Origin of the sequence: Cupriavidus cauae (assembly GCF_008632125.1) — a bacterium.
Classification (GTDB): Bacteria; Pseudomonadota; Gammaproteobacteria; order Burkholderiales; family Burkholderiaceae; genus Cupriavidus; species Cupriavidus cauae.
Genome location: NZ_VWRN01000016.1, coordinates 21,173 through 46,533, shown reverse-complemented (window position 1 = coordinate 46,533; position 25,361 = coordinate 21,173). Strand labels below are relative to the sequence as shown.

18 protein-coding genes are annotated in these 25,361 nt (G+C 68.5%); 5 read left to right on the top strand and 13 right to left on the bottom strand.

Going from position 1 to position 25,361, the window contains the following annotated elements:
• Positions 1–8: 8 nt before the first annotated feature.
• From glk to zwf, 3 genes are all read right to left on the bottom strand, one after another.
• Positions 9–983, bottom strand: a complete 975-nt coding sequence (gene glk / locus F1599_RS04285) for a glucokinase (protein WP_150082302.1) — start codon at positions 981–983, stop codon at positions 9–11.
• 156 nt (positions 984–1,139) lie between these two features.
• Positions 1,140–1,820 (bottom strand): 6-phosphogluconolactonase, encoded by a 681-nt coding sequence (gene pgl, locus F1599_RS04280; RefSeq protein WP_150082301.1) that lies wholly within the window; start codon positions 1,818–1,820, stop codon positions 1,140–1,142.
• 69 nt (positions 1,821–1,889) lie between these two features.
• On the bottom strand, positions 1,890–3,338 hold the full coding sequence (zwf, locus tag F1599_RS04275) for a glucose-6-phosphate dehydrogenase (protein WP_187829214.1): 1,449 nt from the start codon (positions 3,336–3,338) through the stop codon (positions 1,890–1,892).
• A 243-nt stretch (positions 3,339–3,581) separates the two neighbouring features.
• Between zwf and edd the strand changes: the two genes are divergently transcribed.
• The gene (gene edd, locus F1599_RS04270; RefSeq protein WP_150082300.1) at positions 3,582–5,405 is read left to right on the top strand and encodes a phosphogluconate dehydratase; all 1,824 of its coding nucleotides are present in this window, start codon (positions 3,582–3,584) and stop codon (positions 5,403–5,405) included.
• Positions 5,406–5,454: 49 nt separating this feature from the next.
• Here the strand turns inward: edd and F1599_RS04265 are convergent, their stop codons facing one another.
• The 5 genes from F1599_RS04265 to F1599_RS04245 all read right to left on the bottom strand — a co-directional run bounded on the left by F1599_RS04265 (position 5,455) and on the right by F1599_RS04245 (position 13,221).
• Entirely contained in the window at positions 5,455–6,411 is a 957-nt protein-coding gene (locus tag F1599_RS04265) for a mechanosensitive ion channel family protein (RefSeq protein ID WP_223819453.1), read from the bottom strand.
• Positions 6,412–6,457: 46 nt separating this feature from the next.
• Entirely contained in the window at positions 6,458–7,660 is a 1,203-nt protein-coding gene (locus F1599_RS04260; RefSeq protein WP_150082299.1) for an osmoprotectant NAGGN system M42 family peptidase, read from the bottom strand.
• Positions 7,661–7,722: 62 nt separating this feature from the next.
• Positions 7,723–9,615, bottom strand: a complete 1,893-nt coding sequence (ngg, locus tag F1599_RS04255) for an N-acetylglutaminylglutamine synthetase (protein ID WP_223819452.1) — start codon at positions 9,613–9,615, stop codon at positions 7,723–7,725.
• Between the two features lie 140 nt (positions 9,616–9,755).
• On the bottom strand, positions 9,756–11,537 hold the full coding sequence (locus tag F1599_RS04250) for an N-acetylglutaminylglutamine amidotransferase (RefSeq protein ID WP_150082298.1): 1,782 nt from the start codon (positions 11,535–11,537) through the stop codon (positions 9,756–9,758).
• Positions 11,538–11,958: 421 nt separating this feature from the next.
• On the bottom strand, positions 11,959–13,221 hold the full coding sequence (locus tag F1599_RS04245) for an MFS transporter (RefSeq protein WP_149318598.1): 1,263 nt from the start codon (positions 13,219–13,221) through the stop codon (positions 11,959–11,961).
• 385 nt (positions 13,222–13,606) lie between these two features.
• On the opposite strand from F1599_RS04245, the gene F1599_RS04240 reads away from it, so the two are divergent.
• On the top strand, positions 13,607–15,832 hold the full coding sequence (locus F1599_RS04240; protein ID WP_150082297.1) for a TonB-dependent receptor family protein: 2,226 nt from the start codon (positions 13,607–13,609) through the stop codon (positions 15,830–15,832).
• A 130-nt stretch (positions 15,833–15,962) separates the two neighbouring features.
• Here the strand turns inward: F1599_RS04240 and F1599_RS04235 are convergent, their stop codons facing one another.
• Positions 15,963–17,537, bottom strand: a complete 1,575-nt coding sequence (locus F1599_RS04235) for a peptide chain release factor 3 (protein ID WP_150082296.1) — start codon at positions 17,535–17,537, stop codon at positions 15,963–15,965.
• Positions 17,538–17,696: 159 nt separating this feature from the next.
• The gene (locus F1599_RS04230) at positions 17,697–18,668 is read right to left on the bottom strand and encodes a YihY/virulence factor BrkB family protein (protein WP_150082295.1); all 972 of its coding nucleotides are present in this window, start codon (positions 18,666–18,668) and stop codon (positions 17,697–17,699) included.
• A gap of 421 nt (positions 18,669–19,089) precedes the next feature.
• Between F1599_RS04230 and F1599_RS04220 the strand changes: the two genes are divergently transcribed.
• Both F1599_RS04220 and F1599_RS04215 read left to right on the top strand, forming a co-directional pair.
• The gene (locus F1599_RS04220; protein ID WP_150082293.1) at positions 19,090–19,272 is read left to right on the top strand and encodes a hypothetical protein; all 183 of its coding nucleotides are present in this window, start codon (positions 19,090–19,092) and stop codon (positions 19,270–19,272) included.
• Positions 19,273–20,220: 948 nt separating this feature from the next.
• Entirely contained in the window at positions 20,221–20,574 is a 354-nt protein-coding gene (locus F1599_RS04215; protein WP_150082292.1) for a hypothetical protein, read from the top strand.
• A gap of 71 nt (positions 20,575–20,645) precedes the next feature.
• Here F1599_RS04215 and F1599_RS04210 read toward each other — a convergent pair whose 3' ends face one another.
• The 3 genes from F1599_RS04210 to F1599_RS04200 all read right to left on the bottom strand — a co-directional run bounded on the left by F1599_RS04210 (position 20,646) and on the right by F1599_RS04200 (position 24,521).
• Complete coding sequence (locus F1599_RS04210) at positions 20,646–22,016, bottom strand: sigma-54 dependent transcriptional regulator (protein WP_149318698.1); 1,371 nt, start codon at positions 22,014–22,016, stop codon at positions 20,646–20,648.
• Positions 22,017–22,141: 125 nt separating this feature from the next.
• Complete coding sequence (locus F1599_RS04205; protein WP_223819451.1) at positions 22,142–22,621, bottom strand: hypothetical protein; 480 nt, start codon at positions 22,619–22,621, stop codon at positions 22,142–22,144.
• A gap of 535 nt (positions 22,622–23,156) precedes the next feature.
• Complete coding sequence (locus tag F1599_RS04200; RefSeq protein ID WP_149318591.1) at positions 23,157–24,521, bottom strand: NCS2 family permease; 1,365 nt, start codon at positions 24,519–24,521, stop codon at positions 23,157–23,159.
• A 381-nt stretch (positions 24,522–24,902) separates the two neighbouring features.
• Between F1599_RS04200 and F1599_RS04195 the strand changes: the two genes are divergently transcribed.
• The gene (locus F1599_RS04195; RefSeq protein WP_006576725.1) at positions 24,903–25,106 is read left to right on the top strand and encodes a cold-shock protein; all 204 of its coding nucleotides are present in this window, start codon (positions 24,903–24,905) and stop codon (positions 25,104–25,106) included.
• Positions 25,107–25,361: the final 255 nt, after the last annotated feature.

Genomic DNA, 25,361 nt, shown 5'->3' with positions numbered 1-25,361 from the left:
GCAGCGGCTCATCGCCGGTCGACCGCTTCGGCCAGCGCGTGCGCCAGCCCGGGCAGCGCCGGAAAGCGCGCGGTGATGACCTGCACCGGCACCGGCTCGAGGAACGCGCGCATGCGCCCCTTGTCGACGAAGCGCGCGTTGAAGCTCGACGCCGCCAGCGCCTCGACGAAGCGCGGCACGATGCCGCCGCCGATATAGACGCCGCCGCGCGCGCCGAGGATCAGCGTCACATCGGCCGCGACCGACCCGAGCAGGCCGCAGAACACCGCGAGCGCGCGCTGGCACAGCGCATCGCCGCGCTGCAAGGCGCCCTCGGTGACCTCCGCCGCGGTCAGCGGCACGCGCACGGGCGTACCCGTTTCTGCGGCCAGCGCGGCATGCGTGTGCGACAGCCCCATGCCCGACAGCAGCCGTTCGGCCGAGACGCGGCCGTGCTCGCGATGCGCGGCATGCCAGGCAATCCACTCGTCGTCGGTGGCCGGCATCAGCTCGACATGCCCGCCCTCCCCCGCCAAGGCCACGGGCCCCGCGCCGTGGCGGCCGGGGATCAGCCCCGATACCCCGAGCCCGGTGCCGGGGCCGATCAGGGCCAGCGGCGTGTCCGTGGCGGGCGTGCCGGCACGCACGGGCGCGAGCTCGCCAGGCTGCAGGTACGGCAGGGCCAGCGCCAGCGCGGTGAAATCATTCAGCGCCAGCAGTGTCTCCAGGCCCAGCGCCTGGCGCACCGCCTCGATCGAGAAGGCCCAGGCGTGGTTGGTCAGCTTGACGCGATCGCCGGTGACCGGATTGGCGAGGCCGATCGCCGCGTGGCGCGGCTGCGGGCCGGGCAGCTGCGACAGGTATTGCCGCATCGCCGCTTCCAGCGACGGATAGTCGGCGACCTTCAGTGCCGTGACCGGTCCGATCGCATCGGGCGCGGTCTGCAGGGCGAAGCGGACATTGGTGCCGCCGACATCGGCGAGCAGGCGTGGGTAGGTAGTCATCGCAGGGCGGAAAACATCGGGCGAAATTCGGGCCGTGGTGGCAACGCGTGCATTCGGGCTACGTGTTCGGGCTACGTGTTCGGGGGCGTGTTCGGGCGGTGTGTTCGGGCGGCGTATCGAAGCGGCGTATCGAGTCAGCGTAGTCAGGCCTCGCAGTCAGGCAGTGAACACATCGAACCCATGCCGATGCCGGCTGGCCACCAGCCCCACCGGCAACGCGGGCCCCGGCTCCTGCAGCGCGCGCTCGAACACCTCGGCCTTGGCCGCGCCGGCAAACGCCAGGAAGACGCGCTCGGCCGCCAGCAACGCGGCCAGGTTCAGCGTCACGCGCGCATGCGGCGCGCTGGCCGGGCGTGTCACCACATAGCAGGGCGTATCGCCGTTCAGCGCTTCGCCGAGCTCCGGCGCATCGGCGAACAGCGACGCGGTATGGCCGTCCTCGCCCATCCCGAGCACCGCCACGTCGGGCTGGCGAAACGCGGCATTGAGGCGCACCACCGCCCGCGCGGGCTCGGACGCCTCGACCGCATCGGCGATCAGCGGCACGAAGCTGGCGGCGGCCGCGGCATCGCGCAGCAGGTGTTCCTGCACGAGGCGCGCATTGCTGTCCTCGTGTCCGGGCGGCACCGCGCGCTCGTCGACCAGCGTGATGGTGACCGCGTCCCAGCGCACCGGCCGATAGCGCAGCCGCTCGAACATCGGCACCGGCGAGCGCCCGCCCGAAACGGCCAGCACCGCGTGTCCGCGGTCCTGGATGGCGAGGTCGAGCGCGTGACTGACGGAGGCGGCCAGCGCTTCGGCCTGGTCCAGCAGCGAGGGATGTTCGAAGCGGCGCATGGCGATTTCCGGGTCAAGGTTCGTTGGAGCGGAGCGGCGGGCCGATTCGCCAAAGCGGGCGAGCCGGCGTCAGACCTCCTCGTGCCACAGCGCGTTGTCGCGCGAGAGCAGCGCGGAGGACGCGGCCGGTCCCCAGGTGCCGGCGGTATAGGGCTTTGGCGGCAGCGAACTCTCGGCCCAGGTGTCGATGATCGGCTCGACCCAGCGCCATGCCTGCACCTGTTCGTCGCGGCGCACGAACAGGCCCAGCCGTCCGCGTATCACGTCGAGCAGCAGGCGTTCGTAGGCACCGGCGCGGCGCACCTTGAACGAGTTGGCGAAATCAAGGTCGAGCGAGGTCGGCGTCAGCGCGACCGTGTCGCCGGGCTGCTTGACGAGGAAATACAGCCGGATGCTTTCCTCGGGCTGCAGCCGGATCACCAGCCGGTTCTGCGGCGACAGCGTCAGCGGACGGGGAAAGATCGCATGGGGCACGTCGCGGAAATGGATCACGATCTCGGCCACGCGCGACTGCATCCGCTTGCCAGTACGCAGGTAGAACGGCACGCCGGCCCAGCGCCAGTTGGCGATCTCGGCCTTGATCGCGACGAAGGTCTCGGTGCGGCTGTCCGGCGCGATGCCGGGCTCTTCGAGATAGCCGGGCACCGGCTTGCCGGCGATGGCGCCAGCGCGGTACTGCCCCCGCACCGTCTTCTCGGCCACCTCCTGCGGCGAGATCGGCTTGAGCGCCTTCAGGATCTTGATCTTCTCGTCGCGCACCGCGTCTTCGGTCAGGCTGGTGGGCGGTTCCATCGCGACCATGCAAAGCAACTGCAGCAGGTGGTTCTGCACCATGTCGCGCAGCGCGCCGGTCTGGTCGTAGAAATCGCCGCGGCCCTCGACACCGAGTTCCTCGGCGATCGTGATCTGCACGTCCTGCACCCATTCGCGCCGCCACAGCGGCTCGAACAGCGCGTTGCCGAAGCGGATCGCCATCAGGTTCTGCACCGACTCCTTGCCCAGGTAGTGATCGATCCGGTAGATCTGCTCCTCGGCGAAGTAGCGCGCCACCGCCGCGTTGATCGCCTCGTTCGAATCCAGATCGTGGCCCAGCGGTTTTTCCAGGACCACGCGGACCTTCGGATGGTTCAGGCCGGTGCGGCCGAACTGCTCGCAGATCGGCACGAACAGATGCGGCGCGGTGGCCAGGTAGCAGACCACGACCTCGGGCTGGCGGTCCAGCACCTTGCGCGCCAGCGCATCGAAATGCTCGGGCTTGCGGGCGTCGGCCTGCACGTAGCACAGCCGCGCGACGAAGCTGGCCCAGTCGCCCGGCGGGGCGTGTTCGAGGCCCGGCCGCATGCCCTGCTCGAGCGTGGCGACGTATTCCTCGGTGGTGGAAGGATGGCTGCCCGTGGCCAGGATGCGCGCCGCGGGATGCAACAATCCGGCGCGATGCGCGTCGAACAAGGCCGGCAGCAGTTTGCGCCTGGCCAGGTCACCGGTGCCGCCAACCAGCACCATGTCGAAATCGGGCATGCTCACCCTGACCTCCTTGTCGCTTGATAGAGACCCCGTAGCGCGGCCGTTGCGGCCAGTTTACGTGAGTCGCGGGCGCTTTGCGAGCCACGCGGCAGCCAGCGGCGGCCGTGGTCGTGGGTGTGGCGGCGCGTGTGGCCACGAGAGGCGGCGCGGCGGGCATGCTCCGTGCAAGCCCCTGCAACATGCGCTAGGCTGAACTGCGACATGCCAGGCATTGAAGAATCCGCTGGAGAGAGCCCCATGCCCCATCCCGTACTCGAACAAGTGACGGCCCGCATCGTGGCCCGCAGCGCGCCGACGCGCCAGGCCTACCTGTCCCGCACGCAGGCCATGGCCGGCAGCAAGGTGCAACGCGCGCAGCTGTCCTGCACGAACCTCGCGCACGGCTTCGCCTCGATGCCTGAGCCCGCCAAGATCCGCCTGAAGGCCGAGGAACGGCCCAATGTGGCGATCGTTTCCTCGTACAACGACATGCTTTCGGCGCACCAACCGCTGGGAGAGTTCCCCGCCTGGATCAAGGAAGCCGCGCTGGAGGCCGGCGCCACCGCGCAATTCGCCGGCGGCGTGCCGGCGATGTGCGACGGCGTGACGCAGGGCCAGGACGGCATGGAGCTGTCGCTGTTTTCTCGCGACGTGATCGCCCAGGCCACCGCGGTCGCGCTGTCGCACCAGATGTTCGATGCGGCGCTGTATCTGGGCATCTGCGACAAGATCGTGCCCGGGCTGGTGATGGGAGCGCTGTCGTTCGGCCATCTGCCCGCGGTGTTCGTGCCGGGCGGCCCGATGCCGACCGGCATCCCGAACGAGGAAAAGGCCCGCATCCGCCAGCTGTATGCGCAGGGCAAGATCGGCCGGGAGGAACTGCTCGAGGCCGAGAGCAAGTCGTATCATTCGCCGGGCACCTGTACGTTCTACGGCACCGCCAATTCGAACCAGATGCTGATGGAGATCATGGGCCTGCATCTGCCGGGCACCGCCTTCATCAATCCCCACACGCCGCTGCGCGAGGCGCTGACGCGCGAGTCCGCGCGGCATGTGCTGCGGCTGGTGCACCAGGGCGAGCGCTATACGCCGATCGCGCAGGTGCTCGACGAGCGCGCCTTCGTCAACGGCATCGTCGGCCTGCTCGCCACCGGCGGCTCGACCAACCACACGCTGCACCTGATCGCGATGGCGCGCGTGGCCGGCATCGTGCTGACCTGGGACGACTTCGACGAGCTGTCGGCGGTGGTGCCGCTGCTGGCGCGGGTCTATCCGAACGGCCAGGCCGACGTCAACGGCTTCCAGGCGGCGGGAGGCCTGGCGCTGGTGATCCGCGGCCTGCTGGCGCGCGGGCTGCTGCATGACGATGTCACCACCATCGTCGGGCAGGGGCTGGAGGACTACACGCGCGAACCGGCGCTGCGCGAGGGCAAGCTGGTCTGGATCGACGGGCCGACCGAATCGCTGGACGCGTCGGTGGTGCGCGGCGCCGGCGAGCCGTTCGCGCCGGACGGCGGCATCAAGGTGCTGGACGGCAATATGGGCCGCGCGGTGATCAAGACCTCGGCGGTCAAGGCCGAGCATCAGGTGGTGCAGGCACCGGCGCGCGTGTTCCATCATCAGGACGACATGCTGGCCGCCTTCAAGCGCGGCGAGCTGGAGCGCGATTTCGTCGCGGTGCTGCCGTACCAGGGACCGGCGGCCTGCGGCATGCCCGAACTGCACAAACTGACGCCGACGCTGACGGTGCTGCAGGACCGCGGCTTTCATGTGGCGCTGGTGACCGACGGCCGCATGTCGGGCGCCTCGGGCAAGGTGCCGGCCGCCATCCACGTCTGCCCCGAGGCGCTCAAGGGCGGCGCGATCGGCAAGGTCCGCGACGGCGACATGATCCGCGTCGATGCGCCGGCCGGCATCCTGACCGCGCTGGTGCCGCAGGCCGAATGGGAAGCGCGCACGATCGACGTGCCGGACCTGAGCCGCCATCGCCATGGCGTCGGCCGCGACCTGTTCGGCAACTTCCGCCGCAACGTCAGCACGGCGGAGGAAGGCGCCTGCACGCTGTTCGCGGACGAGGCCTGAGCGGCGGCGAGGGCCTGAGCGGCAGGGGCGCGGCCCCTGCCTGCCACCGCTAGGCGTGTCGCTGCTCGCCGCCCGGCGCGGACTGCGGCGGCTGGGGCCGCTGGGCCGGCTGCGGCGTATGGGGCTGCGGCGTATGGTTCAGCACCAGCGCGGTCTGTTCGCCCTGACCGCCATTGCCCGGCACGCGCAGCTCCTGCACCGGCACCGCGATATCGATGCCGACCGCCTGCAGCTCGCGCTTGACGCGCTCGTAGAAGGCGAAGCGCAGGTTCCAGTAGTTGTCGTTGGAGGTCCAGCAGCGCAGGTTCAGCGTCACGCCCTCGCTGGTGAAGTTGACCACCATCGCCTCGGCCGCCGGCACCTCGAGCACGCGCTCGTCGTCGGCCAGCATATGGCGCAGCACCCGCAACGCGGTCTGCACGTCGGCGCCGAACGGCACCGTGACCTCGATATCGAGCCGGCGCGTCGGATTCTCGCTGTAGTTCGTGATCGCGCTGCCCCAGATCTTGTTGTTCGGCACGCGCAGGCAGACGCCGTCGAAGGTCGTCAGCTCGGTCATGAACAGCCCGGTCTCGCGCACGGTGCCGGCGATGCCCTGCGCGTCGATGTACTGGCCGACGCGGAACGGCCGCAGCAGCACCAGCATGATGCCCGCGGCGATGTTCTGCAGCGTGCCCTGCAGCGCCAGCCCGATCGCCAGGCCCGCGGCGCCGAGCATCGCGATGATGCTGGCGGTCTGCACGCCGAACTGCGACAGCACCAGGATCACGGTGACGACGCGCACCACCCACTGCGTGACGCTGCCCAGCATCGGCCGCAGCGTCGCGTCGACATGCGGGCGGTCGAAGGCGTGCAGCACCGCGTTGCGCGCGCGGCCGCTGAGCCACCAGCCCACCAGCAGGATGGCGAGTGCGGCCAGCACGTTCAAACCCTGGTGCACAGCCAGCTGCAGCAGATAGGCCCAGGTGGCCTGCAGCTTGTCGGCGTCGATGAAATTCAGATCCATGGCGTCGGCTCCGGAAAGGATGGCATCACGAAGGCGTCACGGTGCATCACGACGAACCTTCGCGGCGGGTATGCACCAGTTCGCCGGCATCGGGCAACGGCGTCTCGCTGCGCGTCAGCTGGCGCGGATCGAGCTGATGCGAGAAGCCCGCCACCGAGCCCATGCGGCGCTGGCGGTCCTCCGGCAGCGTCGGCCCGCTCTGGATATAGACGGTCAGCAGCTCGGCCAGATTGACCAGCACGTCCAGATGGGTCCGCTCGTAGCCATGCGAGGCATCGGCACCGAAGCACAGCAGCGCGGTGCGCACGTCGTGGCCCGCGCTGACCGCGGCGCCGGCGTCCGAATGGTAGAAGCGGAACACGTCGCGATGGCTGGGGATGCCATGCTCGTCGCACAGCCGCAGCAGGCGCCGCGTCAGGTGATAGTCGTGCGGGCCTGCCGAGTCCATCAGCGGAATCGTCACGCCTGCCTCGCGCGCGCCCTGCCCCGGCGCCACCGGGCCGATATCGATGCCGATCACCTCGCTGACGTCGTCCTCGATCACCGCGGTCGCGCCCGAGCCAACTTCCTCGGTCAGCGTAAACACCGCATGGCAGTCCATCGGCACTGAGGCGCCGCTCTCGCGCACCGCCTTCAGCGCGGCCAGCACCGCGGCGACGCCGGCCTTGTTGTCCAGATGCCGCGAGACGACATAGCCGTTGTCCAGGATTTCGGGGTTGGCGTCGAAGGCGACGAAATCGCCGACCTGGATGCCAAGCGCGCGGATCTGCTCCGGCGTCGCCGCCGGTTCGTCGAGCCGCAGTTCGAGCTGGTCCCAGTTGACCGGCTGCGTATCCACCGCTTCGTTGTAGACGTGGCCCGAGGCCAGCAGCGGCAGCACCGAGCCGCGATGCCTGCCATGTTCGGTAAACAGCGTCACGCGGCCGCCTTCGGCCCAGCGGCTGGACCAGGTGCCGATCGGCGCCAGCGCGAGCCGGCCGTTGGGCTTGAGCTCGCGCACCATCGCGCCGAGCGTGTCCAGGTGCGCGACGATCGCGCAGTCGGGCCCCATGCCGCTGTTGGCGCGGTTGCCGCGCAGCGTCGCGCGGATGGTGCCGCGCCGGGTCAGCTGGTAGGGAATGTCCAGACCATCGAGCACGTTGGCGGTGTAGTGCACGATCTCGTCGGTCAGCCCGGCCGGGCTGGGGATGGCGAGCAGCTCCAGCAACGCGGTCTTCAGGTACAGCCGGTCGATGTTCAGTTTCTGCATGGATGTCGATGCCTGGCGCCGCGCGCCCGGGACATGGCGCGCGAATCCGCTCAGGAATTGGCTCAGGAGGTGAAGGGGAACAACAGGTCGACGAAGCGCTCCGCGGTCGGCTGCGGCTCGTGATTGGCCAGGCCCGGCCGCTCGTTGGCTTCGATGATCACGTACTCGGGCTGGTCGGCGGCCGGCACCAGGAAGTCCAGGCCGACCACCGGGATGCGCAGCGCTCGCGCCGCGGTCTGCGCGGCCTCGCGCAGCACCGGATGGAGCTGGCCGGTGACGTCGTGCAGCGTGCCGCCGGTATGCAGGTTCGCGGTCTTGCGCACCGGCACGCGCTGGCCGGCGGCCGGCACCGATTGCAGCGTCAGGCCCTGCGCCGCCAGGCAGCGCTCGGTCTCGGCATCGAGCGGAATGCGGCTCTCGCCGCCGGTGGCGGCGCTGCGCCGCGCGCTGTGGCGCTCGATCAGCGTCTTCAGGTCGGCCTGCCCATCGCCAACCACCTCGGCCGGCTTGCGGATCGCCGCGGCCACCACCTCGTAGCCGATCACCACGATGCGCAGGTCCTGGCCCGGGCAGAACGATTCGAGCAGCACGGTGCCGCCCTCCTGGTGCGCGGTGTCGATCGCGCTGCGCAGATGGTCCTCGGTGCGGACGTCGACGCTGATGCCGCGGCCCTGCTCGCCGAAGGCGGGCTTGACCACCACCGAGCCGTGCTCGGCGAGGAAGGCCAGGTTCTCGGCATCGGTGCCGATCTGGCGCTGCGCCGGCACCTTCAGTCCGACCTGCTCCAGCCGCTTGCGCGTCAGCGCCTTGTCCTGGCACCACGTCATCGCCACCGCGCCGGTCAGCTCGGACAGCGACTCGCGGCACAGGATCTCGCGCCCGCCATAGCGCAGGCTGAAGATGCCGGCATCGGCATCGATGATCTCGACGCCGATGCCGCGCCGGCGCGCTTCCTTGACGATCAGCGCGGCATACGGATTGAGGTTGTCGCACTCGCTCGAGCCGGCGAACAGCGGCTCGTTGATCGCGTTCTTGTGCTTGACGACGAAGCCGTCGACCTGCACGAAGCCGAGCTTGTGGTACAGGCCGATCGCATGCTGGTTGTCGTGCAGCACCGACAGATCGAGATGCTTGCGTCCGCGCGAGGCGAACAGCGCGATCAGCTCGCGCACCAGCGCCTGGCCGACGCCGGCCAGATGCGTCTGCGGATCGACCACCAGGCACCACAGGCTGCTGCCGCCGCGCTCGTCGCCGAAGGCCAGCAGATGGTCCACGCCCATCGCCGAACCGATGATGTCGCCGGTCGATTCGTCCTCGGCGATCAGGTAGATCACCGCGTCGTGGTCGCGCTGGCGCCAGACCGTGGCGGGATCGAGCGGCACCATGTGGCGCGCCGCGTAGAGGCGGTTGATCGCCGCGATATCGGCGCGTGTCGTCAGGCGCCGGATCGTGACGCCGGCCGCGCCGGTTGCTGCGGCCGCGGCGGCATCGCCGTCCTCGAGCGTGCGGCGAAACAGCAGCGACGGGTCGAGGAACAGCGTCTGCGGCGCCTCGGCCAGCAGCAGCTGCGGCGCTTCCACATAGAGCGCGATATCACGCCGGCCCGGCGCTTCCTGCTGCAGCTCGGCGGCCAGCCGCGCCGGCGATTCGAACGACGGCGCGAACATCAGCCGGCCCCAGCCGCAGTCGAGCATCGCATTCGGGCGCGCCGACACCGGCGCGGGAGCGGGGCTCGGCTGCACGGCGGGTTCCTGCTGCACCGGCGCGCCGCCGGCGTCGTGCATCACGGCGCGCGGGGGCTGCCCTTCGGCGCCGGTGGGCGCGCCGAGATGGAGCGAATCGGCCAGTACCGACGGCTTGGCCGACTGCTTGGCCGACTGCTTGGCCGACTGCGTGGCCGACTGCTTGGTCGAAGGCTTGGTGGCTGGACGGACTTCCGCATTGACGGTCGACATTCGATCTTTCTCCTCGTTGTTGTCCGGGTTCTGGCCGCGGTCGTGGCCGACACGGGACTGCGGCCGCGCGCGGCGGCCGTTGGCGTCATCGTCAGAGTGGGGGGCTGCCGGTCCCGGTCTGTTGCCAGTCATGGCAGCCCTCACAGGCCATGCGACTGCAGCCAGCCCTCGAGCAGCGCGACTTGCCACAGCTTCGAGCCCTTGAGCGGGGTGATGTGGGCATCGGGGTCGGCCAGCATCGACTCGACCACGCCGGCCCGGTACAGGCCGCGCTGGCGTGCCGCGTCGCTGTCGACCAGGCCGCGCACGTAGTCGAGGAAGGGACCGCGCAGGTACTTCAGCGCCGGCACCGGGAAATAGCCCTTGGGGCGGTCGATCACCTCGGCGGGGATCACCTGCCGCGCGGCTTCCTTCAGCACGTGCTTGCCGCCCGCGGCGATCTTGTGGCGCGCCGGCATACGCGCGGCCAGTTCCACCAGGCGGTGATCGAGGAAGGGCACGCGCGCCTCCAGCGCATGCGCCATCGTCATGTTGTCGACGCGCTTGACCGGGTCCTCGACCAGCATCACGGTCGTGTCCAGCCGCAGCGCGCGATCGATCGCGCTGTCGGCGCCCGGCATGGCGAAATGCGCCGCCAGGAAGCGGCCGCTCGGATCGTCGGCCAGCCATTGCGGCGACAGCAGCTCGGCCATCTCCGACTGCGTGCGGTCGAAGAACACCTTGCGATAGGCAGCGACGCCGCCGTCGGCATCGGTATTGGCCGCCAGCGGCGGATACCAGTGGTAGCCGCCGAACACCTCGTCGGCGCCCTGCCCGCTCTGCACCACGCGGCTATGGCGCGCGACCGCCGCCGACAGCAGATAGAAGGCCACGCAGTCGTGGCTGACCATCGGCTCGCTCATCGCGTGGATCGCATCGGGCAAGGCGTCCAGCAGATCGGCCGCGGGGATCATCATCTTCTCGTGGCGCGTGCCGAAATGCCGGGCCACCAGATCGGAATAGTGGAACTCGTCGCCGGCCTCGCCGCCGGCCGCCTCGAAGCCGATCGCATAGGTGCGCAGGTCGGGCGTACCCGTTTCTGCGAGCAGGCCGGTGATCAGGCTGGAGTCCACACCGCCCGACAGCAGCACGCCGACCGGCACGTCGGCGACGGTACGCAGGCGCACCGCGTCGCGCAACGCGGCCAGCGTCATGTCGCGCCATTCCTCGAAGGTGCGCGCCTCGTCGGCGGCGTCGTGGACGAAGTCGAGCCGCCACCAGGTACGGGTTTCGGTGCGGCCATCCGCATGCACGGTCATGTGCGTGGCGGGCGGCAGCTTGCGCACGCCCTGGACGATCGTATGCGGGGCCGGCACCACGGCGTGCAGCGTCAGGTAGTGATGCAGCGCGACCGGATCGAGCGCGGTATCGATGTCGCCGCCGGCCAGCAGCGCCGGCAGCGTCGAGGCAAAGCGCAGGCGCCGCGCGTCCTGGCTGTAGTACAGCGGCTTGATGCCGAGGCGGTCGCGCACCAGGTGCGTGATGCCGGTGTCGCGCTCCCACAGCGCGAACGCGAACATGCCGGCCAGGCGATCGAGCGCCGCGGGGCCCCAGGCGTGCCAGGCCTTGATGATGACCTCGGTGTCGCCGGTCGACGAGAACGTGTAGCCGCGCGCGCTCAGTTCCTCGCGCAGCGCGTGGTGGTTGTAGATCGCGCCGTTGAAGACGATGCCCATCCCCAGCGCGTTGTCGATGAAAGGCTGATGGGCGCGCTCGGACAGATCCATGATCCGCAGGCGCCGATGCCCGAAGGCGCGCCGGCCCAGGCCGAACAAGCCTTCGCCGTCAGGGCCGCGCGCGGCCTGCACCCGCGCCATGTCGGCCACGGCGTGAAGGTCCGCCATTTGTTGATCGAAACGTATTTCTCCTGCGATACCGCACATCGATGGTCTGCTCCCTTGCCCGCAGGCGCGCGGGACACCCTTGCTTATCGCACGGGGCGATGCCAGGGTCTGCCCGCGCTCATCCGACGCAATGTCGGAATTCGCCTACAGATAATCGAAATTGACAATATTTTCGGGACAGATCGATGGAGAAATGGTTTCCGTGAATATTTGGCAGGGCCCGGGCGAACGGGCGCGAGCCCTTGCCGGGCAAGGGCTGCAGCGGATTGGAAAAATTTCGCAAAGAGTGCCGCCGGCGTCGCTTTCAGCGGCATGGCGGCACGCAGAAACGGGTACGGTTCGGCTGGGACTCCGGTCGAACTCCGGTCGAACTCCGGTCGAACTCCGGTCGAACTCCGGTCGAACTCCGGGCGGACTCCGGCCGAACTCTGGTCGAACTCAGGGCGGAATCTGGCGGGATTCAGGTGGCCCCGGGGCTGTCGTGAAGCCGGTTGCGGTTCGCCAGCGCCGGGAACAGCCGCATCCACACGGCCACCACCACCAGCGTGCCGATGCCGCCGAGCAGCACCGCGCCGACCGGACCCAGCCAGGCCGCCGTCACGCCGGATTCGAATTCCCCAAGCTGATTGGAGGCGCCGATAAAGACGGAGTTGACCGCGCCGACCCGCCCGCGCATGTCATCCGGCGTATCGAGCTGGACCAGTGTCGAGCGCACCACCACGCTGATCATGTCCGAGGCACCCAGCACCACCAGCGCCAGCATCGACAAGGGCAGCAGCGTCGACAGCCCGAAGCAGATCGTCGCCAGGCCGAACAGTGCCACCGCGCCGAACATCACGCGGCCCACCTTGCGTTCGAGCGGATGACGGGCCAGCCAGATCGCGGTGGCCAGCGCGCCGATCGCCGGCGACGAGCGCAGCAGCCCCAGGCCCCACGGACCGGTATGCAGGATGTCGCGCGCGTAGATCGGCAGCAGCGCAGTCGCGCCGCCCAGCAGCACCGCGAACAGGTCCAGCGAGATCGCGCCCAGCAGCACCGGCCGGCTGCGGATATAGGCAAACCCGGCGAACAGCGTGCTGATGCTGACCGGGGCGGTCAACCGCTGCGGCCGCTGCCGCAACTTCAGCAGCGTGATCAGCGTGGCGGCCGCCAGGAACAGCAGCGCGCCGATGCCGTAGACCACGCCGGGGCCCGCCACATAGGCAAAGCCGCCGAGCGCCGGGCCGACGATGATCGCCGTCTGCGTCGCCGAGCTCGACAGCGCGACCGCGCGCGGCAGCTGGCGCGGCGTCACCACGCTGGGCAGCAGCGCCTGCAGCGTGGGGGTTTCGAAGGCACGGGTCGCGCCGAGCAGTGCGACGAACACAAAAATGTGTTCGTGCCGGACCCAGCCGGCGAGACTGGCCGCCGCCATGCCGAGGGCAATTGCCGCTTCGGTCAGCTGGCAGATCCGCACGATCTGGCGACGGTCGAAGCGGTCGGCGACGTGGCCCGACATCAACAGCAGCACCACCGACGGCAGGAACTGCACCAGGCCAACCAGGCCCAGCATCAGCGGGTCGCCGGTCAGGTCGTACATCTGCCAACCCACCGCCACGGTCAGGATCTGGTAGCCGATCGTCGTACAGAGACGGGCGCACCAGAACATGCGGAAACCGGGGTCGCGAAAGACCGAATCCGGATCGGAGGCGGACGGCGTGCTGCTGGCAGGGGTGGGAGGCATGGCGGGAGAGGGAAGCGGCGCCGCCTTGTGCGGTGGCGGCTGCCGGGACAGCGGAAGGCCGGTGTAGCGGGCCATGAGAGGCCCATGGCCCGCCCCGCCGGCAAGCCGCAATTCTAGCGGAGCGGCGCCAGGCGCGCTGGACGTTACATGAATCCCCGTTACATGAAACCCTGCTGGCAGCGCGGTGTTGGCGTCACGCAACGTCGACCATGACGACGGGGCCGGTTTGCGGCGCCTGAGAATGCTTCGCATTTATAATTCGCCGCTTCTTGGGTGACGCGGAGGCCGTGATGCCGCTTTCACCTGGTCGCGGTCCGGTCGCCGCGCCATCGCGCGGATCCGACCCCGCTTTCGCCGCTTTCCCGCCTCTGTTCAGGATCCGATCTTGCAAGCCGCCTTCCGCCTGACCGCCGCAGCCGCCGGCGTCGCCCTGCTGTGCCTGTCGTCCCCGGCCCGTTCGGCCGAGCCCATCGTGATCGCCCAGGCGTCGCCGCAGGCGCACACGCAACTTCAGGCGCAAGCTCAGACGCAGCCCCAGGCAGTTCAGGCGCAAGCCGCCCCGGCCGCCGCGGACGCCGACAAGACGCTGAGCACGGTGACCGTGGTCGGCAACTGGCTGGATCAGCCAAACGAAACCAAGGTGCTGGAGCACCCGGGCGCGCGCTCGATCGCCGACCGCCGGACCATCGAGGAAAGCGGCGCGACCAATGTGCGCGAGGTGCTGCGCCGCATGCCGGGCGTGCAGGTGCAGGACAGCAACGGCACCGGCGGCAGCGACATCTCGCTGAACGTCGGCGTGCGCGGCCTGGCCTCGCGCCTGTCGCCCCGCTCGACCGTGCTGCTGGACGGCGTTCCGCTGGCGGTCGCGCCCTACGGCCAGCCGCAGCTGTCGATGGCCCCGCTGTCGATGGGCAATATCGACACCATCGACGTGGTGCGCGGCGCGGGCTCCGTGCGCTATGGCCCGCAGAACGTCGGCGGCATCATCAACTTCGTGACCCGGCCGATTCCGCAGACCTTTGCCGCGCAGGCCTCGGTCGAGACCGAGGTGGCAACGCACGGCGGCAATGTGAAGACCATGCCGAGCGTCTTCATCGGCGGCACCAACGACAACGGCCTCGGCGGCGCGCTGATGTATTCGGGCGTGCACGGCGACGGCTATCGCCGCGGCAACGACCGCGTCGATATCGACGACCTGATGCTCAAGGGTTCGTACCGCATCTCCAGCACGGACCAGATCACCGCCAGCTATCACTACTACGAGGCGCTGGCCGACATGCCGGGCGGCCTGACCGCCGCGCAGTACGCCGCCGATCCGTTCCAGTCGGTGCGGCCGTACGACACCTTCGCCGGCCGCCGCAGCGACGTCTCGCTGAAGTATTCGCACCAGGACAACAACCGCAAGTTCGAGGTGCTGACGTACTACACCGACAGCTTCCGTGGCAGCCAGATCGAGAGCGAGAGCGCCGGCCGCCGTCGCCTTGGCTCGTTCCCGCGCCACTACCACACCTTCGCCGTCGAGCCGCGCTATTCGCAGCTGTTCCGCGGCGCCAACATGAGCCACGAGGTCAGCGTCGGCTACCGCTACCTGCGCGAGGCCAGCGACGAGCAGGCATCGCGCACGGCGTTCTACACGCCGGGCACGGTCGATCCGACCACGATCGCCTCGCCGATGTACCAATGGCGCAGCGGCGGCACCACGGCGAACGCGGTCTATATCGACGACACCATCAACGTCGGCAACTGGACCATCACGCCGGGCCTGCGCTATGAAATGATCCGCTCGAACATCACGGACCATTTCACGCAGCGCCGCACCGACATCAAGTCGGACGAGCCGCTGCCCTCGCTGGCGGTGATGTACCACGTCAGCGACAACTGGAAGCTGTTCGGCAATGCCGGCGTCTCGTTCGGGCCGCTGCAGTACTTCCAGATCGCGCAGACCACCAACGGCCTGGCGCCGGAAAAGGCCAAGACCTACGAGCTGGGCACGCACTTCAACGCCAACGGCTGGGGCGGCGAGCTGACGCTGTTCAACATCGACTTCGACGACGAGCTGCAGCTGCGCGGCGGCACGATGGGCAGCCCGGACGCGTGGACCAATCTCGGCGCGACGCGCCACCGCGGCGTCGAGAGCTCGCTGCGCTACGACTTCGGCACGCTGTCGAAGGCGCTGGCCGGCCTGTCGGCGTATGCGGGCTATACCTATACCGAGGCGACCTACAACCACGGCACCTTCGCCGGGCGCGACCTGCCGTTCTACTCGCGCCATGTGGCCACCGCCGGCGTGCGCTACAGCCGCAACCGCTGGACGCTGAACGTCGATGGCTTCGCGCAATCGCGCCAGCATTCGCCCGGGGATCCGACCGACGGCACGCCGTACCAGACCGCCGAGAGCGCCAACGGCGCGCTGGGGGACATCCCCGGCTACGCGCTGGTGCACATGCGCCTGGGCTACGACTTCGGCAAGTCGATGTCGAACCTGAAGCTGGCGGTGGGCGTCAAGAACCTGTTCGATCGCCGCTATTTCACGCGCTCGACCGACAACAACCTGGGCAAGTACGTCGGCATGCCGCGCACGTTCTACGTGCAGGCGACGCTGGCGTTCTGAGGGACTTGAGCTGGGCGGGGGCGGGGTTTGAAGCGAGGCCTGCCGGGCGCTTGCCCGGGGCACGTTGCGTGTCCGCGGGCAAGACGCTGAATCCCCGCCTGCGCGGGGACGACGATGCGGCGCGCGCCGCCTAGACGATCTCGCGCGTTTCCATGAATTGCAGGTTCGGGAAGCGTTCCTGCGTCAGCCGCAGGTTCACCATGCTCGGCGCCAGATAGACGTGGTCGCCGGCGCCGTCGAGCGCGACGTTGTGGCCGGCCTTCTCGATCAGCTTCTCGATCTCGGCCGGGTCACCCTTGAGCCAGCGCGCGGTCGCGCACTCGTGCGATTCGAAGATCGCGTCGACGCCGTACTCGTGCTCGAGCCGGTGCGCCACCACGTCGAACTGCAGGATGCCGACCGCGCCGAGCACCAGCTCGTTGGAGGCGATCGGGCGGAACATCTGCGTCGCGCCTTCCTCGGCCAGCTGCTGCAAGCCTTTCTGCAGCTGCTTGACCTTCAGCGGATTGTTCAGCCGTGCGCGGCGGAAGTGTTCCGGCGCGAACGACGGGATGCCGGTGAACTTGAGCGCCTCGCCTTCCGTGAAGACATCGCCCAGGCGGATCGTGCCGTGGTTGGGCACGCCGATGATGTCGCCGGCGTAGGCCTCCTCGGTGGTGTTGCGGTCCTGCGCCATGAAGGTAATCGCGTTGTTGATCGCCACCGTCTTGCCGGCCGACACGTGCAGCAGCTTCATGCCGCGCGTGAAGCGGCCGGAGCAGACCCGCACGAACGCAATGCGGTCGCGGTGGCGCGGGTCCATGTTGGCCTGGATCTTGAACACGAAGCCGCTGAACTTGGCTTCCTCGGGCTGCACCGTGCGGCTGTCGGTCGCCCGCGGCTGCGGCGAGGGCGACAGGTCGCACAGCGCGTCGAGCAGCGACTGTACGCCGAAGTTGTTGATCGCCGAGCCGAAATAGACCGGGGTCTGCTTGCCGGCCAGGAAGGCGTCCTTGTCGAAGGCGTGCGAGGCGCCGCGCACCAGCTCGATCTCGACGCGCAGTTCCTCGGCCTGCGAACCGAGCACGCGGTCGAGCTCGGGATTGTCCAGTCCGTCCAGGATGGCGGCGGTGCCCTTCTCGCCGTGCGGATCGAACAGCTGCACCTTGTCGTCGATCAGGTGATAGACGCCGCGGAACGCCTTGCCCATGCCGATCGGCCAGGTCATCGGCGCGCACTGGATCTTCAGCACGTCCTCGATCTCGTCGAGCAGCTCGATCGGCGAGCGCCCTTCGCGGTCCAGCTTGTTGATGAAGGTCAGGATCGGCGTATCGCGCAGCCGGCAGACGTTCAGCAGCTTGATCGTCTGCGCCTCCACGCCGTTGACCGAGTCGATCACCATCACCGCCGAGTCGACCGCGGTCAGCGTGCGGTAGGTGTCTTCCGAGAAGTCCTCGTGGCCCGGGGTGTCGAGCAGGTTGACGATGTGCTCGCGGTACGGGAACTGCATCACCGACGAGGTCACCGAGATGCCGCGCTGCTTTTCCAGTTCCATCCAGTCGGAGGTGGCGTGGCGGTCGGCCTTGCGCGCCCGCACCTCGCCAGCGACCTGGATCGCGCCGCCGAACCACAGCAGCTTTTCCGTCAGCGTGGTCTTGCCGGCGTCGGGGTGGGAAATGATGGCAAAGGTGCGACGACGCGCAATTTCGGATACGAGCGAGCTCACGGTAGGACGTTCGGATGGCAGGCGATTGGATCGGGACCCGGAGGGCGCGGCAGAGGCGATGGCGAAGCCGATCGCGCCGCGCCTGGTGTGTCGCGTTCCGCGGCGGCCGGCTTGGGATCGGCTGTCGCGGCGGAGCGCCCGAGGGAATGGGCCGCTATTCTACCGGTTCCCGGCGCCGACCGGTGCCGGCGCCTCGCCGCGGCGCTGCCGCTCCCGCAGGCTGCCGAATTGCAGCGCGTACTGATGGGTCAGTTCGGCGCCGAAGAAGAAGATCTGGGCCGAGTAGTACACCCACAGCATCAGGGCCACCACCGAGCCGGCCGCCCCGTACGAGGACGCCACCGCGCTGTTGCCCAGGTAGATGCCGATCAGGCGCTTGCCGACCGAGAACAGCACCGCGGTGATCACCGCGCCCATCGTCACGTCCCGCCAGGTCACGCGCACGCGCGGCAGCATCTTGAACACCACCGCGAACAGCGCGGTGACCACGGCGAACGAGAAGCCGTTGGAGATGGTGGTCGCGACCGGGGCCAGCCACGACTCGAACCACATGCCGTCCCAGAAGCGCTGCACCACCGCGATCGCGGCATTGACCACGAGCGACACAAGCAGCGTGAAGGCCAGCACCAGCACCAGGCTGAACGACAGCAGCCGCGTGCGCACCAGCGAACGCCAGCCGCTGGCCGGCGTCGCATCGGCCTCCCAGATATCGTCCAGGCTCGCCTTGAGCTCGGCGAAGGCGCTGGTCGCGCCGACGATCAGGATGCCGGTGGCGATCAGCGCCGCCACGCCGCTGCCGCCGGCGCGGTGCGTGGCGGCCAGGATTTCCTGGATCGCCGTCGCGCCCTGCGTGCCGAGCAGGCCCTCGAGCTGCTCGAAGATCTCGCCGCGGGCCGCTTCGGCGCCGAAGAACAGCCCCGCGATCGAGATCACCAGCACCAGGATCGGCGCCAGCGAGAACAGCATGTAGAACGACAGCGCGGCGCCCTTGCTGGCGGCGCGGTGCGCAAACCAGGCCTGCACGGCGCCCGTCACCACCATCGCGGTGCGGCGCAGGGTATGGCGGTCGGGCAGCATGCGGGCCAGGCCGTGCCAGCGGCCGTCGCGGTGCTCGGGGTCGGGTTGGTACATCGGCAAGAAGGCGCTCCCTGGCTTGGTCGGTGGGCTGAGGTCCGGAGGGGCTGGGGGTCGTGCCGCCGCAGGGCGCGGCCGGCGGGGCAGTGTTCAGGATACCGCGCCTGGCGGCTGTGCCCAAGCCGCGTTCGGGGCAAGGGCTCGCGCAGGCGGGCGCGAGCGGGCGCGAGAGCCGGTGCAAGAGTCGTTGCAAGAGCCGGTGCAAGAGCCGGTGCAAGAGCCGGTACAGGGGCGGGCGCAGGGGCGGGCGCAGGGGCGGGTGCAAGGGCTGGCGCGAGCGTCAGTACAAGAGGTTGCGCGAGGGCCTGTGAAAGAGCGGGCGCAAGGGCCGGCCGCGACCAACTGCTAGAGTAAAAGCGGGCGGCGCGCCATTCCGCCGCCGCGTCTTTCGTCTCTTCTCTCTCCTTCAGGAGGTACCGTGATCCGTTTTCCGATCGCATCCTTCCCCGCCCTCCGGCTCGGCACACTCGCGCTGGGCGTCGCCGCCATCCTGGCGACCGCCGGCTGCGACCGCAGCCAGCCCGGCCCGAAACCGATTTCGGGCGACACGCCCGCCGCCGACACCGCGCCTTCGACCAACCCGCCGGCTCGCAAGGAATGACGCCGAGGCGCGGCCTCGGTTTCGGCCTCGGTTTGGGCGTCGGTTTGGGCCGCGATTTGGCCGCGGTTTCGCCGCGGTTTGGCCCCGTCTGGGGCCGACGTTGGGGGGCCGCCGATGCTCGTCGCAGGCCGATGCGTACCCGTTTCTGCGGACGTTCGTGTGTGGGTTTCCGAGTGTTATGGACGCGTCGGGTGCCGCCGTCGCGCTTTTCGCCCGTCTGCACGCGTCCGGCACCCGTGCGTTAAGCCGGTGTAACCGCGCCGGCCTTGGCTGCGCGGCGCGGGCCAGGCAGGGGACTTCGGCCGTATCGGCGAGCCCGTCGCGCCGTTCCCTGCCCTGACTTCATCCGGAATTCCTCCTTTGGACGGATGCCGGCGCCCGTGCCGTTGTGCCGGCGCGCCGTTGGCCACCGTCCCGGCGTCGACGGCATGGCCGGGAGGGAAACACCGTGCGCGCAGCCGCCGCCACCCCGGTTTCAGGGCCGCAACAGAATCGGACCGGTCCGTCCAGGGCGATCCGTCGCGCGCGCGGCCAATCGCCGCAAACCCAACGGGGACAACGGCGGGCGCATCTTGGCACGCTTGTCGCAACAGGCCGTGGAGAGCCAGGACCCACGCTTCAGCCACGGGAGAGCGCCCCACCATGCGTCACCCTCCAGCACGCATGACGGCACGACGCCGCGCCCAGCGTCCGGCGCGCGCCGCGCCGTCGGTATTGCAACTGCTGTCGCCCCCGCTATTGGCTGCGCCGCGGTTGCCGCATCGGGCGACATCGTCGTTCTGCACGGAGTCCAACCGCGTCCTGCCGATCGCGGCCTTCCGCAGCCGGACACGGCGATAGCCGCCCTTCCGTGGATCGTCGGCGGCCACGGGCCGCCCACAGGTCGGCCTGTCCACGCGCCGCGGCGCGCCGGCTGGCCATCCGGCATCCGATCAGGGAGGAGACACAATGAAAACCAGGCTTTGCGCATTCGCTGCGTTGGCCGCGTTCTGTACCAGCGCCGCGGCCGGCAGCTTCAGCCATCTGGACCGGTCCGACGATGCCGAGATCCACAGCCATACGGCATGGAGCAACGATATCTACGTCAAGGGCTTCGGCTTGTCGCTGGGCCTGCTCGGCGCCGGCGCGCAGGACGACGAGGCGCCCGGCCAGCAGTCCGCGGTGGACGACGACGGCAAGACACGGCAGGTGGCCCGCCTGCCGATCGATCTGCTGGCGGCATCGGCCGATTCGGTCGGCTACGGTGGCGGCCTGGCATCGGGCTGCTGGAAGCCGGCCTCGTCTTTGGCGCCGCGGCGCTGAGCGGCAAGCGCCATGAAAAAAAGGGCCGACGAATCGTCGGCCCCGCTGATTGCCGCTGTCTCGGCGGTGCGCTACTCGGCGTGGCTCGACTGGCCTTCGACGCGGATATTGTGCTTGTGCATCAGCCGGTAGAGCGTGACACGCGACACGTTGAGCTCGCGCGCGGCGGGCACCACGTGGAAGCCGTGGCTCGCCATCACCGAGCGGATGGCCTCGCGCTCGGCCTCTTCGCGGATCGCGTCGAGGGTCTTGCGCGGCGCGTCGCTGTTGCCGTGCAACTGCAGGTCCTCGGCGGTGATCTTGCGATTGTCGGTCATCACGATCGCGCGGCGCACCCGGTTGATCAGTTCGCGCACATTGCCGGGCCAGCCGTACTGCATCATCGCCTGCGTCGCGCACGGCGAGAAACCGCGAATGCGCCGATGGGCCTCGTGGCCGTGCTCGGCGAGCACCGCGTTGGCCAGCAGCAGGATGTCCTCGCCGCGCTCGCGCAGCGGCGGGATCGACAGCGTCAGCACGCACAGCCGGTGGAACAGATCGGAACGGAAGCGCCCCTCGGCCTGCGCCGCGACCAGGTCCACGTGCGTCGCCGAGATGATGCGCAGGTCCAGCGGTATCGACTGATGGCCGCCCAGGCGCGTGATCATGCCCTGCTGCAGGAAGCGCAGCAGCGCGACCTGGCTCTCCAGCGGCAGATCGCCGATCTCGTCCAGAAACAGCGTGCCGCCCTGCGCCTGCTCGATCCAGCCGATCTTGCGCTGGTTGGCGCCGGTGAAGGCGCCCTTCTCGTAGCCGAACAGTTCGGACTGCACCAGGTGCGGCGGAATCGCGCCGCAGTTGATCGCGACGAAGGGCCCCTTGCGCCGGTTCGACGCTTCGTGGATCGCCTGCGCGGCCAGTTCCTTGCCGGTGCCGGACTCGCCCGAGATGAACACCGGGGCGTCGTTGTGCGCGACCTTGGCCAGCGAGCGGAACATCGCCCGCATCGGCGCGCATTCGCCGATCATCTTGCCCTGCACCGCCGTATCCGGCCCGCGGGCGGCGTGCAGCGCGGCCATGCCATGCGCGTGCTTGAGCGTGTAGGCCAGTTCGCTGTAGGAGAACGGCACGCGCACATAGTCGACGCAATAGTCGCGGATCAGGCGCCGCACCCGCTCGTCCTCGAGCCGCTGCGGCGAGGTGATCGCGACCCACATCACGTGCAGGCATTGCAGGCTCTGCTCGAGCAGCGCGATCTCGGCATCGGTGTATTCGGTCTCCAGGTCGAGCACGCCAGCCATCGGCGCGCTGCTGCGAACGACCCGTGGCAGGTCGCGCAACTGGTGATGGTGGCGGATCTCCCAGCCGGGTCCGAACTGGCTCGCGTCGATGCCGAAGTTCTGCTGTCGTGATACCACCAGGACCTGCGCGGCCCGCGATGTCGGCTTGTTGAGTCGGTCCATCCCGTTCTCCCGCGCGTTTGGCGTGGCCGCATGCCGCACGGTCTCGCTGCGCCGGCTGGCGGACGGGATCGGGCTGCGGTCCAGTTGTATGCGGTGCGGCTGGGCACCCAGGTGGGCGGCCGCCATTACACGCTCGAAACGCTGTGGGGAGGGAGATCGAACATCGCGGTCGGCGTCGTGCCGCTGCGCAGCTGTTCACGAATGGTGCGGCGCATGCTGTCCCGCTCGCGCATCAGGCGATCGCTCGGGGCATGCAGGGTCTGGCCGGAATAGCGGTGATAGAGGGCCTGATAGGTCAGCACGTTGACGATCCATTCCTCGCGCTGGGCGCGCAGGCGGGCGATGTCGGCTTCGAGCTGGCGGTGGCGTTGCAACAGGCCTTCGATGGCCTGCCGGACGTTCGGTGGCACGCTGTCGTCGGCCGCGAGCACGGCGGCCACGGCATCGGCGATGGATTCGTCGCGATGCTCGCGATGGGACTGGCTGGGAGCGTGTTCGGGTTTGGCGCCGGCGACATTGGCCAGATGGCTCCAGGCGCGGGTAATCGAAGGCGTGGCGGATCGAGTCGGCTCGAGAACGGGCCGATGGACTTCTCCTGCGGTCATGATTCTTCCCCGTTGAACAACATCCCCCGGCACTACACGTTCGCGATTACCACTTGTTCCGCTTATTGTTTCGGCACGCTTTGCGCATGCTCTCGTCGTGGAGGCGAAGCCGCCTGAAGGCGGTCTGTCTGTACGTCCGCTTCACGCGGATCGAATGGGTCTGCGTCGCGCCATGGGCGCACTCCGTTGCCCGGAGTCAACAAGGGGCGCTTCGAAGCGCCCCCGGAATAGCACGCCTCTAGTTCAGTGCATTTGGCTTCGTTTGTCTAGCCCCCACGCGGGGCATGCGCCCAAAATCATCCTTCGGTATGACCGTAACAACGGTGGCCCATCATGGTGCGGGAGGTAAATAAGTACTTACCTTGAACGCAGAAACGGGTACGGTGCCCGCGTTCCGCGCTGCTGCAGCGCACGCAGAAACGGGTACGGTCCGGTGACTTTGCAGCGAAATTTCGAACGTTCGGGGGCACGTCCCGGACGATGGCCATGAAAAAGGGCGGCCGTGGCCGCCCTTGCTGCAAGCGATGCCGCCAGGTCAATGGCCGGGCAGATAGTAGAACTTGAAGACGAAGACGGCGGCGATGATCCACACCATGAGCGGCACGTCCTTGGCCCGGCCGGTCAGCAGCTTCAGGCCCGCATAGGTCACAAAGCCGAAGGCCACGCCGTTGGCGACCGAATAGGTGAACGGCATGCCCAGCGCGGTGAGCACCGCCGGCACCACTTCGGTGGCGTCGTTCCAGTCGATGTCGACCAGCTCGCGCAGCATCAGGCAGGAGACATAGAGCAGCGCCGGCGCGGTGGCGTAAGCCGGCACGGTGCCGGCCAGCGGTGCGATGAACAGGCAGGCCAGGAACAGCACGGCCACCGTCACCGCGGTCAGGCCGGTGCGGCCGCCGGCCTGCACACCCGAGGCGCTTTCGATGTACGCCGTGGTCGACGAGGTACCGAGGAAGGAGCCGGCCATGATGGCCGTGCTGTCCGCCATCAGCGCCTTGTTCAGCCGATCCATCTTGCCCGCCTTGAGCAGCCCCGCGCGGTTGGCCACGCCCATCAGCGTGCCGGTCGCATCGAACAGCTCGACCAGGAAGAACACCAGCACCACATTGATGATGCCGATCGACAGCGCGGCGGTGATGTCGAGCTTGAACAGGGTCGGATCGATCGACGGCGGGGCGGACACGATGCCGTGGAAGGTGTTGCCACCAAACGCGAAGCTCAGCAGCGTGGTCAGCAGGATGCCGATCAGGATCGCGCCCTTCACCTTGAGGCGGTCCAGTGCGACGATCGCCAGGAAGCCGACGATGGCCAGCACCGCCGAGGGCTGATGCAGATCGCCGAGCGTGACAAGCGTGGCGGGGCTGGCGGTGACGATGCCGGCGTTCTTCAGCGCGACGATGGCCAGAAACAGCCCGATGCCCGCGGTGATCGCCACCCGGATCGAATGCGGGATGCCGTTGACGATCATCTCCCGCACACGCAGCAGCGTCACCAGCAGGAACAGACAGCCCGAGATGAACACCGCGCCGAGCGCGGCTTCCCACGGCAGGCCCATGCCCTTGACGACGGTGTAGGCGAAATAGGCATTGAGCCCCATGCCCGGCGCCATCGCGATCGGATAGTTGGCGTAGAAGCCCATGATCAGCGTACCGAGCGCCGCGGCCACGCAGGTGGCGACGAACACCGCGTCCTTCGGCATGCCCGCATCGCCCAGGATGGTCGGGTTGACGAAGATGATGTACGCCATCGTCAGGAAGGTCGTGACACCGGCCAGTATCTCGGTGCGCACGTCGGTCTGGTGCTCGCTCAGCTTGAACAGGCGTTCGAGCGGCGAGCGGCGCGCCGGCGCGGTCATGGCGGGTGTGTCGTTGGGTTCGGAAAGGGGTTCGGGCATCGACATGCTGTGTCTCCTGTATCGTTTTGTCCCGTCTCTCGCAAAAGGCAAGAGCCTCCTTCCGGCGCGTTGGCCAGGGAGGCACACGTAATGTCTTACACTTTTGTATACAGGTGCGCCGATACGGACAAATAGACTGTATGCAAAATGGGTGATGATCGCACGAGGGCACTCGCGTGATCTAGCCTGCAGCAGGGGAACACCGCTCTTGACGTGGGCTCCGATCCCCCGTATAAAGCGCGCTAGATTCAAGCGACGAGGCAACAGCACATTCGTTAGCCACCGTCATGGTACTTCGGTTGTCCATGGTGTCCTTTCCTTGAGTTGCTCTGCCGGAAGCGCCCTGAGCGCCTCCGTTTTTTAATTTTTTTTAGGAAATGCAAGACCATGAAAACCGGTATCGTCAAATGGTTCAACGACGCCAAGGGTTTCGGTTTCATCAAGCCGGACGAAGGCGGTGATGATCTGTTCGCCCACTTCTCGGAAATCCAGGGCTCTGGATTCAAGTCGCTGCAAGAAAACCAGCGCGTTTCGTTCGAAGTGAAGAACGGCCCGAAGGGCCTGCAAGCAGCGAACATCACCCCGCTGTAAGGCCTCGCGCTCCTCGCCTTCGGGCGAGAAGACACTGAAAGCCCCGCCCCGTGCGGGGCTTTTTGTTTTGTGGCGCGGCGAACTTCGTCGGTCCGCCAAGCGCTTGCCGCCGGGCGGCGCCGTCCGGGTTCGACGTCTCTCTTCGGGCCCTTCCCTCGCTCCTTCCCTGACTCCTTCCCTGGCTCCTTCCCTGGCTCCTTCCCTGGCTCCTTCCCTGGCTCCTTCCCTGGCTCCTTCCCTGGCTCCTTCCCTCGC

Excerpts from the sequence above, each read along its gene's own strand:
- F1599_RS04245 (WP_149318598.1), bottom strand. The coding sequence starts at position 13,221 with ATGCCTCCCACCCCTGCCAGCAGCACGCCGTCCGCCTCCGATCCGGAT.
- F1599_RS04250 (WP_150082298.1), bottom strand. The coding sequence starts at position 11,537 with ATGTGCGGTATCGCAGGAGAAATACGTTTCGATCAACAAATGGCGGAC.
- F1599_RS04260 (WP_150082299.1), bottom strand. The coding sequence starts at position 7,660 with ATGCAGAAACTGAACATCGACCGGCTGTACCTGAAGACCGCGTTGCTG.
- zwf (WP_187829214.1), bottom strand. The coding sequence starts at position 3,338 with ATGCCCGATTTCGACATGGTGCTGGTTGGCGGCACCGGTGACCTGGCC.
- F1599_RS04265 (WP_223819453.1), bottom strand. The coding sequence starts at position 6,411 with ATGGATCTGAATTTCATCGACGCCGACAAGCTGCAGGCCACCTGGGCC.
- F1599_RS04230 (WP_150082295.1), bottom strand. The coding sequence starts at position 18,668 with ATGTACCAACCCGACCCCGAGCACCGCGACGGCCGCTGGCACGGCCTG.
- edd (WP_150082300.1), top strand. The coding sequence starts at position 3,582 with ATGCCCCATCCCGTACTCGAACAAGTGACGGCCCGCATCGTGGCCCGC.
- F1599_RS04195 (WP_006576725.1), top strand. The coding sequence starts at position 24,903 with ATGAAAACCGGTATCGTCAAATGGTTCAACGACGCCAAGGGTTTCGGT.
- ngg (WP_223819452.1), bottom strand. The coding sequence starts at position 9,615 with ATGTCGACCGTCAATGCGGAAGTCCGTCCAGCCACCAAGCCTTCGACC.
- F1599_RS04210 (WP_149318698.1), bottom strand. The coding sequence starts at position 22,016 with ATGGACCGACTCAACAAGCCGACATCGCGGGCCGCGCAGGTCCTGGTG.
- F1599_RS04205 (WP_223819451.1), bottom strand. The coding sequence starts at position 22,621 with ATGACCGCAGGAGAAGTCCATCGGCCCGTTCTCGAGCCGACTCGATCC.
- F1599_RS04200 (WP_149318591.1), bottom strand. The coding sequence starts at position 24,521 with ATGTCGATGCCCGAACCCCTTTCCGAACCCAACGACACACCCGCCATG.
- glk (WP_150082302.1), bottom strand. The coding sequence starts at position 983 with ATGACTACCTACCCACGCCTGCTCGCCGATGTCGGCGGCACCAATGTC.
- pgl (WP_150082301.1), bottom strand. The coding sequence starts at position 1,820 with ATGCGCCGCTTCGAACATCCCTCGCTGCTGGACCAGGCCGAAGCGCTG.
- F1599_RS04215 (WP_150082292.1), top strand. The coding sequence starts at position 20,221 with ATGAAAACCAGGCTTTGCGCATTCGCTGCGTTGGCCGCGTTCTGTACC.